Source organism: Enterobacter sp. SECR19-1250, assembly GCF_013391025.1.
GTDB lineage: Bacteria > Pseudomonadota > Gammaproteobacteria > Enterobacterales > Enterobacteriaceae > Enterobacter > Enterobacter cloacae.
This window is the reverse complement of the sequence record NZ_JACASJ010000108.1, coordinates 1-16,561: the sequence shown is the minus strand read 5'-3', so window position 1 is coordinate 16,561 and position 16,561 is coordinate 1. Positions and strand designations below refer to the sequence as shown.

At 52.4% G+C, this 16,561-nt stretch carries 16 protein-coding genes and 1 tRNA gene; 13 read left to right on the top strand and 4 right to left on the bottom strand.

The genetic code is table 11. The features are described from left to right. The first annotated feature begins 251 nt into the window (after nt 1-251). The 5 genes from HX884_RS21585 to HX884_RS21565 all read left to right on the top strand — a co-directional run bounded on the left by HX884_RS21585 (nt 252) and on the right by HX884_RS21565 (nt 7,032). Nucleotides 252-704, top strand: coding sequence for a YhcH/YjgK/YiaL family protein (locus HX884_RS21585; protein WP_178328774.1), 453 nt, complete (start codon nt 252-254; stop codon nt 702-704). A gap of 208 nt (nt 705-912) precedes the next feature. Beyond that, nucleotides 913-1,821 (top strand): 2-keto-3-deoxygluconate aldolase, encoded by a 909-nt coding sequence (yagE, locus tag HX884_RS21580; protein WP_178328773.1) that lies wholly within the window; start codon nt 913-915, stop codon nt 1,819-1,821. 14 nt (nt 1,822-1,835) lie between these two features. Beyond that, on the top strand, nt 1,836-3,803 hold the full coding sequence (gene yagF, locus HX884_RS21575; protein ID WP_178328772.1) for a xylonate dehydratase YagF: 1,968 nt from the start codon (nt 1,836-1,838) through the stop codon (nt 3,801-3,803). 224 nt (nt 3,804-4,027) lie between these two features. After that, nucleotides 4,028-5,410 (top strand): MFS transporter, encoded by a 1,383-nt coding sequence (locus tag HX884_RS21570; protein WP_013095375.1) that lies wholly within the window; start codon nt 4,028-4,030, stop codon nt 5,408-5,410. 11 nt (nt 5,411-5,421) lie between these two features. Further along, a complete protein-coding gene (locus HX884_RS21565; protein WP_178328771.1) occupies nt 5,422-7,032 on the top strand; it encodes a glycoside hydrolase family 43 protein in 1,611 nt (536 codons plus the stop codon). A gap of 4 nt (nt 7,033-7,036) precedes the next feature. Here the strand turns inward: HX884_RS21565 and xynR are convergent, their stop codons facing one another. From xynR to HX884_RS27035, 3 genes are all read right to left on the bottom strand, one after another. After that, the gene (gene xynR / locus HX884_RS21560; protein WP_178328770.1) at nt 7,037-7,795 is read right to left on the bottom strand and encodes a DNA-binding transcriptional repressor XynR; all 759 of its coding nucleotides are present in this window, start codon (nt 7,793-7,795) and stop codon (nt 7,037-7,039) included. Nucleotides 7,796-7,935: 140 nt separating this feature from the next. Then, complete coding sequence (gene argF / locus HX884_RS21555; protein ID WP_178328769.1) at nt 7,936-8,940, bottom strand: ornithine carbamoyltransferase; 1,005 nt, start codon at nt 8,938-8,940, stop codon at nt 7,936-7,938. Then, nucleotides 8,910-9,005, bottom strand: a complete 96-nt coding sequence (locus HX884_RS27035; protein WP_213381064.1) for a hypothetical protein — start codon at nt 9,003-9,005, stop codon at nt 8,910-8,912. The genes argF and HX884_RS27035 overlap by 31 nt, the downstream gene beginning before the upstream one ends. A 99-nt stretch (nt 9,006-9,104) precedes the next feature. Here HX884_RS27035 and rraB point away from each other — a divergent pair, with 99 nt between their 5' ends. The 8 genes from rraB (at nt 9,105) to HX884_RS21515 (ending at nt 15,715) form a co-directional block, all read left to right on the top strand. Then, nucleotides 9,105-9,530 carry a ribonuclease E inhibitor RraB gene (rraB, locus tag HX884_RS21550; protein ID WP_006810300.1) on the top strand — a complete coding sequence of 142 codons (426 nt, stop codon included), beginning with the start codon at nt 9,105-9,107 and terminating at the stop codon, nt 9,528-9,530. Between the two features lie 46 nt (nt 9,531-9,576). After that, entirely contained in the window at nt 9,577-10,335 is a 759-nt protein-coding gene (gene miaE, locus HX884_RS21545) for a tRNA isopentenyl-2-thiomethyl-A-37 hydroxylase MiaE (protein ID WP_178328768.1), read from the top strand. 30 nt (nt 10,336-10,365) lie between these two features. Then, on the top strand, nt 10,366-11,088 hold the full coding sequence (locus HX884_RS21540; RefSeq protein ID WP_178328767.1) for a topoisomerase II: 723 nt from the start codon (nt 10,366-10,368) through the stop codon (nt 11,086-11,088). Between the two features lie 105 nt (nt 11,089-11,193). Next, a tRNA-Leu gene (locus HX884_RS21535) sits at nt 11,194-11,278 on the top strand. Nucleotides 11,279-11,467: 189 nt separating this feature from the next. Next, entirely contained in the window at nt 11,468-12,715 is a 1,248-nt protein-coding gene (locus HX884_RS21530) for an integrase arm-type DNA-binding domain-containing protein (protein ID WP_110962127.1), read from the top strand. Nucleotides 12,716-12,826: 111 nt separating this feature from the next. Beyond that, complete coding sequence (locus tag HX884_RS21525; protein WP_032625281.1) at nt 12,827-13,696, top strand: DUF6387 family protein; 870 nt, start codon at nt 12,827-12,829, stop codon at nt 13,694-13,696. Nucleotides 13,697-13,857: 161 nt separating this feature from the next. After that, a complete protein-coding gene (locus HX884_RS21520; RefSeq protein WP_165884384.1) occupies nt 13,858-14,712 on the top strand; it encodes a sce7726 family protein in 855 nt (284 codons plus the stop codon). A 46-nt stretch (nt 14,713-14,758) separates the two neighbouring features. Next, nucleotides 14,759-15,715 carry a sce7725 family protein gene (locus HX884_RS21515; protein WP_110962126.1) on the top strand — a complete coding sequence of 319 codons (957 nt, stop codon included), beginning with the start codon at nt 14,759-14,761 and terminating at the stop codon, nt 15,713-15,715. 16 nt (nt 15,716-15,731) lie between these two features. Here HX884_RS21515 and HX884_RS21510 read toward each other — a convergent pair whose 3' ends face one another. Then, entirely contained in the window at nt 15,732-16,157 is a 426-nt protein-coding gene (locus HX884_RS21510) for a hypothetical protein (RefSeq protein ID WP_117085536.1), read from the bottom strand. Between the last annotated feature and the right edge of the window lie 404 nt (nt 16,158-16,561).

Sequence of the window (16,561 nt, the reverse complement as noted above, 5' to 3'; positions counted from 1 at the left end):
GCTCCGGATGAATATGATGATCTCATATCAGGAACTTGTTCGCACCTTCCTTAGCGTCACGGCATCGTCACGACGCGCTGAGGTTATGCATAACAACTGCATAAATGCCTGTGAGGGATTAACAGCAGATTAACACCTTTCCCGATAAACATGCGTTCGCGCAACTCTCCGCGAAAAAGGGCTGGTATGGCAGTTTGAATTCTCGTATAAAAGATGAAAATGAAACAGTGTTTTATTATGAGGGTTTAATTATGATTATCGGCAACATCCACCATCTGCAAGCCTGGCTACCGGAACCCCTGCGTCTGGCCATCGAGCACGTTAAAGCCCACGTCACCGACGCCACTCCGCCGGGCAAGCATGACATCAACGGCAGCAACCTGTTTTATCTGGTCTCCGAAGACATGACCCAGCCGTTTGCCGAGCGCCGCGCGGAGTACCATGCTTGCTATCTGGACATTCAGATTGTGCTCAAAGGGCAGGAAGGGATGACGTTCAGTACCTTGCCACACGGCACGCCGGACACCGACTGGCTGGCGGATAAAGACATCGCGTTCCTGCCGGAAGGCGAGCAGGAGAAAACTGTGGTGCTGAGCGAAGGGGATTTCGTGGTGTTCTGGCCGGGTGAAGTGCATAAGCCGCTGTGCGCGGTGGGGGCGCCTGCTAAGGTCAGGAAAGTGGTTGTTAAGATGTTGGTGGAGTAATTTTCCCTCACCCCGGCCCTCTCCCACAGGGAGAGGGTCAGGGTGAGGGCACCAGACCGCACCCACGCATAATGTGATCCAGCTTAAATTTCCCGCACTCCCTCTTCCCTTCTCATTTACCTGCGCTTTTTCTGCGTCATAGTATGATCGTTAAATTAATGAACACTGCTCTATAATATAGAACAAAATGATTCAGCAAGGAGATCTCATGCCGCAGTCCGCGTTGTTCACGGGAATCATTCCCCCTGTCTCCACCATTTTTACCGCCGATGGCCAGCTTGATAAGCAGGGCACCGCCGCGCTGATCGACGATCTGATCGCGGCAGGCGTTGACGGCCTGTTCTTCCTGGGCAGCGGCGGTGAGTTCTCCCAGCTCAGCGCCGAAGAGCGTAAAACCATTGCCCGCTTTGCTATCGATCACGTCGATCGTCGTGTGCCGGTGCTGATCGGCACCGGCAGCACCAACGCCCGGGAAACCATTGAACTGAGCCAGCACGCCCAGCAGGCGGGGGCGGACGGTATCGTGGTGATCAACCCCTACTACTGGAAGGTGTCTGAAGCGAACCTGATCCGCTATTTCGAGCAGGTGGCCGACAGCGTCACGCTGCCGGTGATCCTCTATAACTTCCCGGCGCTGACCGGGCAAGATCTGACGCCGGCGCTGGTGAAAACCCTGGCCGACTCGCGCAGCAACATCGTCGGCATTAAAGACACCATCGACTCCGTGGCCCATCTGCGCAGCATGATCCACACCGTCAAAGCCGCCCATCCGCACTTCACCGTGCTGTGCGGCTACGACGATCACCTGTTTAATACCCTGCTGCTCGGCGGCGACGGGGCGATCTCGGCCAGCGGCAACTTTGCTCCGCAGGTGTCGGTGAATCTTCTGAAAGCCTGGCGGGATAAAGACGTGGCGAAAGCGGCTGAGTATCATCAGACCTTACTGCAAATACCGCAGATGTATCAGCTGGATACGCCGTTTGTGAATGTCATTAAAGAGGCGATTGTGCTCTGCGGCCGCCCGATTTCTACGCACGTGCTGCCGCCCGCCTCTGCGCTGGACGAGCCGCGTAAGGCGCAGCTGAAAACCCTGCTGCAACAGCTCAAGCTCTGCTGAGCCGGACGATAACCATGACCATCGAGAAAATTTTCACCCCGCAGGATGATGCGTTTTATGCCGTCATCACCCATGCGGCGGGGCCGCAGGGCGCGCTGCCGCTGACCCCGCAGATGCTGATGGAATCCCCCAGCGGCAATCTGTTCGGCATGACCCAGAACGCCGGGATGGGCTGGGACGCCAACAAGCTGACCGGCAAAGAGGTGCTGATTATTGGCACCCAGGGCGGCATCCGCGCCGGGGACGGACGACCAGTTGCGCTGGGCTACCACACCGGGCACTGGGAGATCGGCATGCAGATGCAGGCCGCGGCGAAGGAGATCACCCGCAACGGCGGGATCCCGTTTGCGGCCTTCGTCAGCGATCCGTGCGACGGGCGCTCGCAGGGCACACACGGGATGTTCGACTCCCTGCCGTACCGCAACGATGCGGCGATTGTGTTTCGTCGTCTGATTCGCTCCCTGCCGACGCGCCGGGCGGTCATTGGCGTGGCGACCTGCGATAAAGGGCTGCCTGCCACCATGATTGCGCTGGCCTCGATGCACAATCTGCCGACCATTCTGGTGCCGGGCGGGGCGACGCTGCCGCCGACCGTGGGGGAAGACGCGGGCAAGGTGCAGACCATCGGCGCGCGCTTTGCTAACCACGAACTGTCATTGCAGGAGGCCGCCGAGCTGGGCTGTCGCGCCTGCGCCTCGCCGGGCGGCGGATGTCAGTTCCTCGGCACGGCGGGCACCTCGCAGGTGGTGGCCGAAGCGCTGGGTCTGGCGCTGCCGCACTCCGCGCTGGCGCCGTCCGGACAGGCGGTGTGGCTGGAAATTGCCCGCCAGTCGGCGCGGGCGGTGAGCGAGCTGGATAACCGCGGCATCACCACGCGCGATATCCTCACCGATAAAGCCATCGAAAACGCCATGGTGATCCACGCGGCGTTCGGCGGCTCCACCAATTTACTGCTGCACATCCCGGCCATCGCCCACGCGGCGGGCTGCACGATCCCGGACGTAGAACACTGGACACGCGTCAACCGCAGGGTGCCGCGCCTGGTCAGCGTGCTGCCCAACGGCCCGGACTATCACCCGACCGTGCGCGCTTTCCTCGCCGGTGGCGTGCCGGAGGTGATGCTCCACCTGCGCGATCTCGGTTTGCTGCATCTGGATGCCATGACCGTCACCGGCCAGACGGTGGGCGAGAACCTCGACTGGTGGCAGGCGTCCGAGCGCCGTAAGCGCTTCCGCCAGTGCCTGAGCGAGCAGGACGGCGTGGATCCGGATGATGTGATCCTCCCGCCGGAGAAGGCAAAAGCGAGAGGGCTGACCTCGACGGTCTGCTTCCCGACGGGCAACATCGCGCCGGAAGGATCGGTGATCAAGGCCACGGCCATTGACCCATCGGTGGTGGGTGATGATGGCGTTTACCGTCATACGGGCCGGGCAAGGGTGTTTGTCTCGGAAGCACAGGCGATTAAAGCCATCAAGCAGGAAGAGATTAAACAGGGCGATATCATGGTGGTGATCGGCGGTGGGCCGTCCGGTACCGGCATGGAAGAGACCTACCAGCTCACCTCTGCGCTGAAGCATATCTCATGGGGCAAGACGGTGTCGTTAATCACCGATGCGCGCTTCTCGGGGGTGTCGACGGGCGCCTGCTTCGGCCACGTGTCGCCGGAAGCGCTGGCAGGCGGGCCGATTGGCAAGCTGCGCGACAACGACATCATTGAGATTGCCGTGGATCGCCTGACCCTGACGGGCAGCGTCAACTTTATCGGCACCGCAGAAAACCCGCTGACGCCGGAAGAGGGCGCGCGCGAGCTGGCAGTAAGACAGACGCACCCGGACCTGCACCCTCACGACTTTTTGCCGGACGATACCCGCCTGTGGGCAGCATTGCAGTCGGTGAGCGGCGGCACCTGGAAAGGCTGTATTTATGACACCGATAAAATTATCGAGGTAATTAACGCCGGTAAAAAAGCACTCGGACTTTAATTATTTTCTGAGCGATACCGTCTACGGGAAATATCCCGTGGACGGTTTTCGCGTATCTTAAATTTATCAATTTAAACAATGCTTTGCGATATATCGGTGGCGTCACAAAAGCAAAATATCGTAATTCGGAAATAAGATATGACCATTGCTGGTTAATTGAACAGCTCATTACACTCCATTAACACGATGTTGTGAAATCAGCATACGAAAATAAAGGTGCGATGATGATGCAATTAACCATGAAAGATAAAATTGGCTACGGGCTGGGTGACACCGCCTGCGGCTTTGTCTGGCAGGCCACCATGTTCCTGCTGGCCTACTTTTATACCGACGTGTTTGGCCTGTCGGCGGGCATTATGGGCACGCTGTTCTTGGTCTCCCGCGTGCTCGACGCCGTGACCGACCCGCTGATGGGGCTGCTGGTGGACCGCACCCGCACGCGCTACGGCCAGTTCCGCCCGTTCCTGCTGTGGGGGGCGATCCCGTTTGGCATCGTCTGCATGCTGACCTTCTACACGCCGGATTTCTCTGCGCAGGGCAAAATCATCTACGCCTGCGTAACCTACATTCTGCTGACCCTGGTTTACACCTTCGTTAACGTGCCGTACTGCGCCATGCCGGGCGTGATTACCGCCGACCCGAAAGAGCGTCACGCCCTGCAGTCGTGGCGTTTCTTCCTGGCGGCGGCGGGCTCGCTTGCCATTAGCGGCATCGCGCTGCCGCTGGTGAGCATCATCGGCAAAGGGGACGAGCAGGTGGGCTATTTCGGCGCCATGTGCGTGCTGGGGCTCACCGGCGTGGTGCTGCTCTACGTCTGCTTCTTTACCACCAAAGAGCGCTACACCTTTGAGGTACAGCCGGGCTCGTCGGTGGCGAAAGACCTTAAGCTGCTGCTGGGCAACGGCCAGTGGCGGATCATGTGCGCGTTCAAGATGATGGCGACCTGCTCTAACGTGGTACGCGGCGGGGCCACGCTCTACTTCGTCAAATACGTGATGGATCACCCGGAGATGGCGACCCAGTTTTTACTCTACGGTAGCCTCGCCACCATGTTCGGCTCGCTCTGCTCCTCCCGTTTGCTGGGCCGCTTTGACCGGGTAAAAGCCTTCAAGTGGATCATCGTCGCCTACTCGCTGATCAGCCTGCTGATTTTCGTCACCCCGGCGGAGCATATCGCCCTGATTTTCGCCCTCAACATCCTGTTCCTGTTCGTCTTCAACACCACCACGCCGCTGCAGTGGCTGATGGCCTCTGACGTGGTGGATTACGAGGAGAGCCGCAGCGGGCGACGCCTCGACGGGCTGGTGTTCTCCACCTATCTGTTCAGCCTGAAGATTGGCCTGGCAATTGGCGGGGCGGTGGTGGGCTGGATCCTGGCGTACGTCAACTACTCCGCCAGCAGCAGCGTGCAGCCGGTTGAGGTGCTGACCACCATCAAAATTCTGTTCTGCGTGGTGCCGGTGGTGCTCTACGTGGGCATGTTCATCATGCTGTCGTTCTATAAGCTCACCGATGCCCGCGTGGAGGCCATCAGCCAGCAGCTGATCAAGCACCGCGCGGCGCAGGGCGAGGCCGTTCCCGACGCCGCGACAGCCGCATCCCATTAACCGGAGGCAATATGGAAATCACCAACCCAATACTCATCGGCTTCAACCCGGATCCGTCTTTATGTCGTCAGGGCGAGGACTACTACATCGCCACCTCGACCTTCGAGTGGTTCCCGGGCGTGCGCATCTATCACTCCCGCGATTTGAAAAACTGGTCGCTGGTCAGCACCCCGCTGGACCGCGTGTCGATGCTGGACATGAAGGGCAATCCGGACTCCGGCGGCATCTGGGCGCCGTGCCTGAGCTATGCCGACGGCAAATTCTGGCTGCTCTATACCGACGTAAAGATTGTCGATTCGCCGTGGAAAAATGGCCGTAACTTCCTCGTCACTGCGCCGTCCATCGAGGGGCCGTGGAGCGAGCCGATCCCGATGGGCAACGGCGGGTTTGACCCGTCCTTGTTCCACGACGACGATGGCCGTAAATACTACCTCTACCGTCCGTGGGGGCCGCGCCACCACAGCAACCCGCACAACACCATTGTGATGCAGGAGTTTGACCCGCAGACCGGCACCCTCTCGCCCGAGCGCAAAACGCTGTTTACCGGCACGCCGCTCTGCTACACCGAGGGCGCTCACCTGTATCGCCACGCGGGATGGTATTACCTGATGGTCGCCGAAGGCGGCACCAGCTACGAGCACGCGGTTGTGGTGCTGCGTTCAAAAACCATCGACGGGCCGTACGAGCTGCACCCGGAGGTGACGATGATGACCAGCTGGCACCTGCCGGAGAACCCGCTGCAGAAGAGCGGCCACGGCTCGCTGCTGCAGACCCACACCGGGGAGTGGTACATGGCCTACCTCACCAGCCGCCCGCTGCGCCTGCCCGGCGTGCCGCTGCTGGCCTCCGGCGGACGCGGCTACTGTCCGCTGGGGCGCGAGACCGGCATCGCCCGCATTGAATGGCGCGACGGCTGGCCGTACGTGGAAGGCGGCAAGCACGCGCAGCTGACCGTGAAAGGCCCCCAGATGGCGGAGCAGCCTGCTGCCGCTCAGAACGGCTGGCGGGAGGACTTCGACGGCAGCACGCTTGACCCGGAACTGCAGACCCTGCGCATCCCGTTCGACGACACTCTCGGCTCACTCACCGCGCGCCCGGGCTATTTACGGCTCTACGGCAACGACTCGCTCAACTCGACCTTTACCCAGTCGACCGTGGCGCGCCGCTGGCAGCACTTCGTCTTCCGCTCAGAAACGCGGATGCAGTTCTCGCCGGTTCACTTCCAGCAAAGCGCGGGGCTGACCTGCTACTACAACAGTAAAAACTGGAGCTACTGCTTTGTGGACTACGAGGAGGGGCAGGGGAGAACCATCAAGGTTATTCAGCTCGACCACAACGTGCCGTCATGGCCGCTGCACGAGCAGCCGATTCCGGTGCCGGAGAGTGCGGAGAGCGTCTGGCTGCGGGTGGACGTGGATACGCTGGTCTACCGCTACAGCTACTCGTTTGACGGCGAGACGTGGCACACCGTGCCGGTAACGTATGAGGCGTGGAAGCTGTCGGACGACTACATCGGCGGGCGCGGTTTCTTCACCGGCGCGTTTGTGGGGCTGCACTGCGAGGACATCAGCGGCGACGGCTGCCACGCGGACTTCGACTACTTCACCTACGAGCCGGTTTAACGGCTCAGGCCGGGTAGCCCAGCGCGCGTGAAAGCTGGAGCCCGGCCTGCTGAAGCTGATCGCGGAAATTAGCCAGCCCGGCATCGTCCACGCGCGAGGTCAGCGTCGACAGGCTCAGGGCGGCAATCACGCGGGATTCATGGTTCCACACCGGCACCGCCACGCAGCGCACGCCCTGCTCGTTCTCTTCGCTGTCCAGAGCGTAACCCTGCTCGCGGGTCTGCGCGAGGGCGCTCATTAAGGCTTCGCGAGAGGCGAGGGTGGAAGGGGTATAGGTGGTGTACTGATAGCCCTCAAGCAGGGCGTTCAGCTCGGTCTCGCCCAGCCAGGCAATCAACACCTTGCCGATGGCGGTGGCGTGAACCGGCAGGCGGCGGCCAATGCGCGAATAGGCGATGGCGGCCAGCTTGCCTTCAATCTTCTCGATATAAACCCCTTCACGCCCGTCCAGGATCCCCAGATGGGTGGTCTGCCCGGTTCGTTGGGACAGCTCCGTCAGCCAGCCTTTCGCCTTCTGACGAATATCGATGGAGCCCACAACGAAATGACCGCGCTCGACCAGCTTCATGCCGAGGCGATACTTGCCGTTCTCCGGGTTCTGATCGATATAGCCATGAAGCTGCAGGGTTTTCAGCAGTGAGTGGAGGGTACTCTTGCTCAGCCCCATCAGTTTGCTGATGTCGGTGATCTTAAGCTCGGTGGCCTGCTCGTTGAACAGGTCGAGGATCTGCAACGCACGTTCAACAGACTGAATAATCGGCATAATGCTGGTATGTCCACGCTGGAATTAAGGCGAAAACGTACCTTTTTCGGGGTGAAAAATCAATGAAATGGCACCGATGTTCTCCCCCTCTCCCTGTGGGAGAGGGCCGGGGTGAGGGCACCAGACCGCAGAGGATCCAATCAACCCCCAAGCGTCGCCACCATCACCGCCTTAATCGTATGCATCCGGTTTTCCGCCTGGTCAAACACGATGCTCGCCGCCGACTCAAACACCTCGTCCGTCACTTCCATCCCGCCGTGCAGATCGAACTCCTTCGCCATCTGCTTGCCGAGCGTGGTCTGGTCGTCATGGAACGCCGGCAGACAGTGCAGGAACTTCACGTTCGGGTTACCGGTGAGCGCCATCATCTGCGCGTTCACCTGATATCCGCGCAGCAGCGCAATCCGCTCCGCCCACTTCTCTTTGGCTTCGCCCATCGACACCCACACGTCGGTATAGATAAAGTCCGCACCCTTCACGCCCGCCGCCACGTCTTCCGTCAGGGTGATTTTGCCGCCGTGCTTCTCTGCCAGCGCGCTGCATTCCGCCACCAGGCTCTCTTCCGGCCAGCAGGCCTTCGGGGCCACCAGACGCAGATCCAGCCCGGTCAGCGCTGCCGCTTCCAGCATTGAGTTGCCCATGTTGTTGCGCGCGTCGCCCGCGTAGACCAGCGTCATCTCGTTAAACGCCTTGCCCGGCAGGTGCTCCTGCATGGTCAGCAGGTCCGCCAGCAGCTGCGTTGGGTGGAACTCGTTGGTCAGCCCGTTCCACACCGGCACGCCCGCGTACTGCGCCAGCGTCTCAACCACTTCCTGGCCGTGACCGCGATACTGAATGCCGTCGTACATCCGCCCGAGCACGCGCGCGGTGTCCTTAATTGACTCTTTATGCCCAATCTGGCTGCCGCTCGGCCCTAAATAGGTGACGCGCGCGCCCTGGTCAAATGCGGCAACTTCGAAAGAGCATCGTGTACGGGTTGAGTCTTTTTCGAAGATGAGCGCGATGTTTTTTCCAGTAAGCTTTTGTACTTCCTTGCCATTTTTTTTATCGGCTTTGAGCTGTGCGGCAAGAGTCAGCAGAGAAGTGAAGTGTGCAGGGGTAAAGTCGAGCAATTTCAGAAAGTGTTTTTTGTACAGATCAGACATTTTATCCTCACATGGCGAACGCCACTTATTGAATTAAAATTCACTTTATATGTGTAATTATTCATTTGCAACCCCGTTTAACAAATCTTTCTCACAAAGGTGGAGGCAAACACATCCGTGTGTGAAAATAGAAGTATCTGCCGCACTTTAAAGAGGAATGAGCCATGGCAAACCCGGAACACCTGGAAGAACAACGCGAAGAGACGCGTCTGATTATTGAAGAGCTGCTGGAAGACGGTAGCGATCCGGACGCGCTGTACACCATCGAGCACCATTTCTCTGCGGATGATTTCGACGCGCTGGAAAAAATGGCGGTGGAAGCTTTTAAACTGGGTTACGAAGTGACCGAGCCGGAAGAGCTGGAAGTGGAAGAGGGCGACACTGTCATCTGCTGCGACATCCTGAGCGAAGGCGCGTTGAAGGCGGAGCTGATCGACGCGCAGGTAGAACAGCTGATGAACCTGGCCGAGAAGTTTGACGTGGAGTACGACGGCTGGGGAACCTACTTCGAAGATCCGAACGGTGAAGACGGCGAAGAGGGCGACGACGAAGATTACGTCGATGAAGACGACGACGGCGTGCGTCACTAAGCGTTTCAGGCGGTGGCGTGCGCCACCGCTTTTTCAAGGCAGAACCATGGATTACCCGCAGATACTCGCCCCCGTACTTAACTTCCTCCAGTGCCCGACCCCGCAAGCATGGATTGATAAAGCCCGCGACCCGGCGAACCTGCCGCTGCTGCTCACCGACCACATGGTGTGCGAGCTCAAGGCCGCCCAGACCGCGCTGCTGCTGGTGCGTAAATACGTCGCCGACGAAAGCGGTGCCGACGCGCTGCTCGACTGGCTCAAGCCCTATGAACTGTTCACCTTCCGCGACGGCCCGGAGCCGGACTTCATCGCCCTGCACAGGCAGATTGGCAAAAGCGTGATGCCCAAAACCGACAACCCGTGGGGCCAGGCGCTCATCGACAGCATGGTGCTGCTGATTAAAGAGGAGCTGCACCACTTCTGGCAGGTGCGCGAGGCGATGCTGGCCCGCGACATTCCGTACGTCAAAATCACCGCCAGCCGCTACGCCAAAGGGATGCTGAAGGAAGTGCGCACCCACGAGCCGCTGACGCTGATCGACAAGCTCATCTGCGGCGCCTACATCGAAGCCCGCTCCTGCGAACGCTTCGCCGCGCTGGCCCCGTTCCTCGACGACGACCTGCAGAAGTTCTATCTCTCGCTGCTGCGCTCGGAAGCGCGCCATTATCAGGACTACCTGACGCTGGCCCAGCAGGTGAGCGACGACGATATCTCACCGCGCATAAAGCTTTTTGGCGAAATTGAAGCCACACTTATCTCGACACCGGACAACGAGTTTCGCTTCCACAGCGGCGTGCCGGTGTAAACCGGCATAATTCAAGGATAAGGATGCGAGATGAATAAAACGTGGACCCGTATTGTGATTGTCGTCATTGCGGCTGCCGCCGTGGCGTTCTGGGCGTTTTTCGACAGGCAGCGCGCCCCGGAACGGCAGATGGATAACGCCCTCAACGCGATGCCCGCCTGGCAGGTAATTAAGGAGCAGGAGCCCGCGCTGCATCAGCGCATCCTCGACCAGATGGCCGCCCTGCAAAAAGCGGGCGAGCCGGAGCAGCAGATTATCGACACCATCCAGCCGCAGATCCTGCATTTGCAGATGTCGCGCCTGCAAAACGCCCCGGACGCCAACGTGGTGAACTACATGACCATCAACATGGAGCAGACCGCCGCCATCCAGAAGGTGAGCGACGACGCCTGCTTCCGCTTCCTCTACCCGATGGTGAAGGGCGGCGTGAACCCGATGCGCATGCTGGATAAAGACCTGATGGCGCGGCGCATGCAGGCCGATGCGGACATGATGCGCGCGGCCTACGGCAAAAACCGCCACACCGTGACCCCGGCCGAGCGCGAGGCGGCTGTCGAAGATGTCCGGCCGATTATGAAGACGCTTGCCGATAAGTACGGCGAGGACATCCAGCTGCTGCAGACGCCCGAGAAGGCGGTGGGCAAAGAGAAGCTCTCCTGCGATATGGTGCAGGAGATGTGGGCGAAGGTGCTGGCGCTGCCGGAGCAGAAGGCGGCGAGGGTGATTAGGCTGGCGGTGTCTGAGCTGGACTGAGGGTGGCGCTGGTTTTTTGGGCACTTAGCGCGGGTTTCGCGCGTCGTCGCTTGCATGGCGGCGCGCGACAGGTATAATCCACAACGTTTCCGCATCCCCTTCAGTGCCGAAGTGGCGAAATCGGTAGACGCAGTTGATTCAAAATCAACCGTAGAAATACGTGCCGGTTCGAGTCCGGCCTTCGGCACCATACAAAGCTTTTTTCAAGTCTACTAACGTCTACTTTAGTCCATAAAAACATTAAGTTAAGCAGAGTTTTGGCTTTTCTTAGTCTGTCCACGTCTACTTACTTCTATCCACATATACCAACGAATGATGGTATAACTGGTGGTATCTTCGGTTCGATTGATTTTGATACCAACAGCGGAGGTATCAACTGATGGCACTCACTGATATCAAAGTTAGGACTACCAAGCCCTCCGACAAACCTTTCAAACTCACAGATGGGCAGGGTATGCACCTGCTGATCAACCCCAATGGTTCAAAATACTGGCGACTCCAATACCGTTTCGATGGCAAACAGAAAGTTTTAGCATTGGGTGTTTATCCAATGGTCTCTCTTGGTGAAGCTCGCAGGAAACGAGATGAGGCGAAAAAGTTGGTATCTGTTGGTATTGATCCTTCTGAGAAGAAAAAAGCCGACAAGATCGAGCAAAGTGAAGCCCTGACATTCGAGGCTGTCGCAAGGGACTGGCATACTGCCTGTAAAAGGAAATGGTCTGATTCCCACAGCGAGAGAGTTCTAAAAAGCATGGAAGATGGTCTCTTTACTACTATTGGTAAAAGAAAAATATCCGAGCTTAATACCAGAGATCTTCTTGCTCCTATCAAGGCTGTTGAAGCTTCCGGGCGACTGGAAGTTGCTTCCCGACTACAGCAAAGGACGACGGCAGTAATGCGATATGCTGTCCAGAACGGGCTGATAGATTACAACCCTGCTCAGGAGATGGCAGGAGCTATTGCTGTAGCCAAAAGAATCCACAGGCCAGCTTTGCCATTCGAACGATTTTCAGAACTCTTAGAACGAATTGATAACTTCAAAGGTAGGAAACTCACGAAGTTAGCCGTAAAGCTGACATTGCTCATTTTTATCCGTTCCAGTGAACTCCGATTCGCAAGATGGTCGGAGATCGACTTTGAAAATGCGATGTGGACTATCCCTGGAGAACGCGAGCCACTGCCAGGGGTCAAACATTCCCATCGAGGCTCAAAAATGAAGACCCCACACCTCGTGCCGTTAAGTCGTCAGGCCTTAGAACTTTTAAAAGCCATCAGAGAAATCAGCGGTGAATGCGAACTTGTATTCATTGGCGATCATGATTTCAGAAAACCTATGAGCGAAAACACAGTCAACAAGGCACTAAGGTCGATGGGTTATGACACAACTGTTGAGGTATGTGGGCATGGTTTTAGAGCGATGGCTTGTAGTGCTTTGATCGAGTCAGGAAAGTGGTCGAGAGATGCTGTTGAGAGGCAGATGAGCCATCAGGAGCGGAACTCCGTTCGTGCCGCATACATTCATAAAGCTGAGCATTTGGACGAGCGTAGGTTGATGTTGCAGTGGTGGGCTGATTATCTTGATGAAACAACTGAGAGAAGAATTGCACCTTTTGATTTTGATAACTAACTGATTTTAATTAATAAAATGGCGTGCTCAATAAAAAATTGAGGCGCTATTTTTTTATTTGCGATTTATGTGCTATTACGAAGTAAAACTTTTTACAACGGAGTGGCATTAATGAAATCTTGGGTAAAAATGAATAGTTGGACATCAGAAGACACCAAAGCAGTGAAAACATGGTTTGATTTGGACAGATATCGAGAGTTTGAAAACATTTCAATTAATATGCTTTACCATGAAATATGGGCGAGGACATATTTCTTCAAACCAGTAATAGAAGAAGGAATGCAGAAAACAGTATTGAAAAATTATATGCAGATATTAGAAGGTAATCCTTTTCTCATCAAAGAGAAAGACTTGAATTATATGGATGCTGAAAATCAACTTTATCAACCGCCATACTTTTTTATAACCACGGTAGATCGAATAGCAAATATCAGTTTTGCTTGTATGAAAAAGGCTTTATTCATAAGAGCAAATTCAGAACAATATAAGATTGATTCCACTATTGAGAACGAATACATATCCGAAAAAATCCCTGAACAGTTTCCTACTACAATTATGTTAGAAATCGATCTTGCGGCTGGAAGTGATGATGAGATAGCAGAGGCACTGCGAATATCATTACCACAATGGCGAAAAGTTAAGGGTGTAAAACCTGCACCGCTTGATGCAGTAAGATTTGGTTATGGGACAATAAAAAAGTTAATGAGCTATAGAATAATACCAATGCTTGATTTACTTGCTTGGTCAGAAAGAAAAAAAGTGCTTCTGTCAGATGATAGAATATCACGATTGATTTATAGAGATGAAGATGACGATAAGGTAATTAGACAAGGGTATCATATTAGAGATGCAGACCGACCTTTGGCTATGAAAGTAGTAGAAAATGATTTTTTACGCCAATTCTACTTTTTTATAAATAAAAACAGACATATTAAAGAGATGAGCGTTTATGATGTAATGAAAATTACAGACGCTGATTGATTATATTGTAATGGTTGATAAATATATTTTAAGAGAGATTTTACTGGAAATAGAGTATTTTAATGATTTGAAATGCAGTAACGATTATGCGAGATATGACAATTTTTTTCACGGTATGATTGTGCTATTATATAACAGTGAATGTTATGATGGATTTCCTAATGGCGCTAAGTATCGATAATGTAAGAGTTTTTTCAAGGGTGTTCAGCCGCCCAGTTTTCGAGGCTTTAGCCAAGGGAAGAGAACCGTCTAATGTCTTGGATTTTGTGTCTTTCTCTGATGAAATGAAGCAGGATGGGCAACCATTACATACATTTTTTAGTGAATGTTATAAAGAGTTATCCAGAAATTATAGAAATGAGTATGTTTACAAAACAGAAGTAGCCAATCGAATAGTTTTTGGGAGGCATAGTCCCCGGACCTCATCCTTATTAAGTGAGCTTCATGTCGGAAAGTCTATTGTTGATATTGCAATTTTTAACGGAACATCTACAGCGTATGAAATTAAAACGGAATATGATACACCGCGTAGATTGCAAACCCAAACCCCAGATTATTTAAAAGCATTCGATAAAGTTTATGTGGTTACTCATCCAAATTTATCTGAAAAATATGCTGAGATTGTTCCAGATAAAGTTGGTGTTATTGCATTAAATAATAGAGGTAGCCTTAAGATAGTGAAAAATGCTGAGTCAAATTTAGCTAATGTTGATATATTATATATTTTTCGTATGCTGAAAAGAAGTGAATACCTTCCAGCAATAGAAAAATTCATTGGCGAGAAGATCAATTTACCCAACGGGCTTATTTATGCATTCTGCGAGGATATATTTAAAAAAATCCCTCAGGATATAGCTCACAATATTTACATTAATGCAATGAGAGGCAGAACGACAAGTGATGATATTGTAAGCTTTGTTAATTGCCTTCCTAGTTGCCTTCGTGTGTTGGGAATGTCATCTGCTTTATCAAGTGTTCAACGTAAAAAGATCCTCACGGTTTTGGGGATAGTGTAGAGATGCTTAACTTTATGTGATCATTTTTCTCTCTGGAGGGAGTCATATGTATAGTCCATATCTATATGGTCGTGGTTCTGAGCTGTTAGCGCTAAGAGAATTGGCAGCAAGTTGTACTAATGCTGAGTTGTTTATACCGATAATTGAACCTGTGCTAACCAAAACCGATAAACTTATACGTTGTTTAGAGATACTTTCAGAGAAAAACAAGAGGGTCATGTTAGTCATCAATCCAAAACAACATGAGTTTAGTAAAGATATAGAGGCTCGAAGAAAATTTGTAGCAACGATTAAAAATAATTTAGATAAATGTAAAACGCTTATCCCCACCCTTATAGTTGACTCAAGTGTAGCAATTGAAACCCTTAATGGTTTCTTAAAAGCATTTGAAGGTTCAAATGTTGCTTTAATATACAACAAGCCAAGTATTAGCGATGTGGAATTTTCCAAGTTAACAAAATTAAAAGTTATTGAATTTCATATCACTATTGATGGTAATGTTACCGATTTTCAATTTAATGAGATCCCTAAAAATAAACTTATTGAAGTGAAAGATAACTTCGTAAAATTAGATAAGAATGCAGATTACTCTGGCCAAGAAGTTTTCACGGATAAACATAAAAAAATTGGTAAAACAGTATTAGGTATCGGTGATTTCACTATAGTCGGGAAAAAACTTGAGATTGGTGGTGGCAAGGCTGGTGCCGTTGCATCTCATTTAATTTATAAACATCCTGCAAGCGGTGATATATGGATAGAACATTTTGTTTCGAATGACACTGATAGAGACATTGGCGACGTAGCGTCAAAATTCTTACAAATGACAGATAAAATTGAAAAGGAAGTTAGAACAAGGGCCACAGAGTACGGCTCTAATAAAGCATTAGAAAAATATAACGAGCATTATAAAAGCAGAACGTTTCCCGGTTTGGGGAAAAATAAAGAATACCAGATTAGACACCACATACAGCACATAATTGATGTAATATCAGGAAAAATCTGACAGTAAAGAGGCTATTCTATAGCCTCTTTTTAGTTTTGTTTAGAGCTTTTTTGTTATGAATTTTGGATTCGATTATATTTTTTTCTCTTTTAGCCGTGTGTATGTTATTTAAAGTAATGGATTTTTTTGTCAGATCTTGATAGTTCTCTGTGAATATATTTTCAGATATAGCAAATGAATTATCTTCCTGTTTTGTTAATATTTCTTTGTCGAGCATATAACTAATTAAAGAGGTTATTTCATCTGGTATTATCGTTGTTCGTTCAATTATATCATCAATTAGAAGTTGTAAGAAATCAAGATATTCTCTTGGTGTTAGATTACATAGGTACTTATCATAGAATTCATAACTACCAAGTTTGATTAATTCACTTCTGAAAAGATGCTCATTACTATAATAATACACTCTAATGTGGTCTATGTTCCCTTTTATATCAATCATTTTTGGGTCCTTAATAATTATTGTTATAATAAAATAACATGTCAAAACTATTATGCAATAGAATTTAGAAGGTTTTTATTATAAAAATAGATTTTTCAATCTAACTGCTTATTGAAGAAAATACATAATTAGAGGCTACCTTAATACGCAATTGAACAGATAGTTATCTTCTCTAAGCTCAAATCTAGTGAGTAAAGGCTTTCGAGCTTGTGAAAATTTAGGTGAATGAAAGAACTGTTTTCTACCTGTAGCCTATTGATGTGAGGGTTTCGGATGTTATGAAACTCTCAGATTCTGAGTGATATGAATCTCCAGAGACTCATAGTTTCGAACCAGGGATGGCTCTGGTGTGGCTTTGTTGAATAAATCAGATTTCGGGTAAGTCTCCCCCGTAGCGGGTTGTG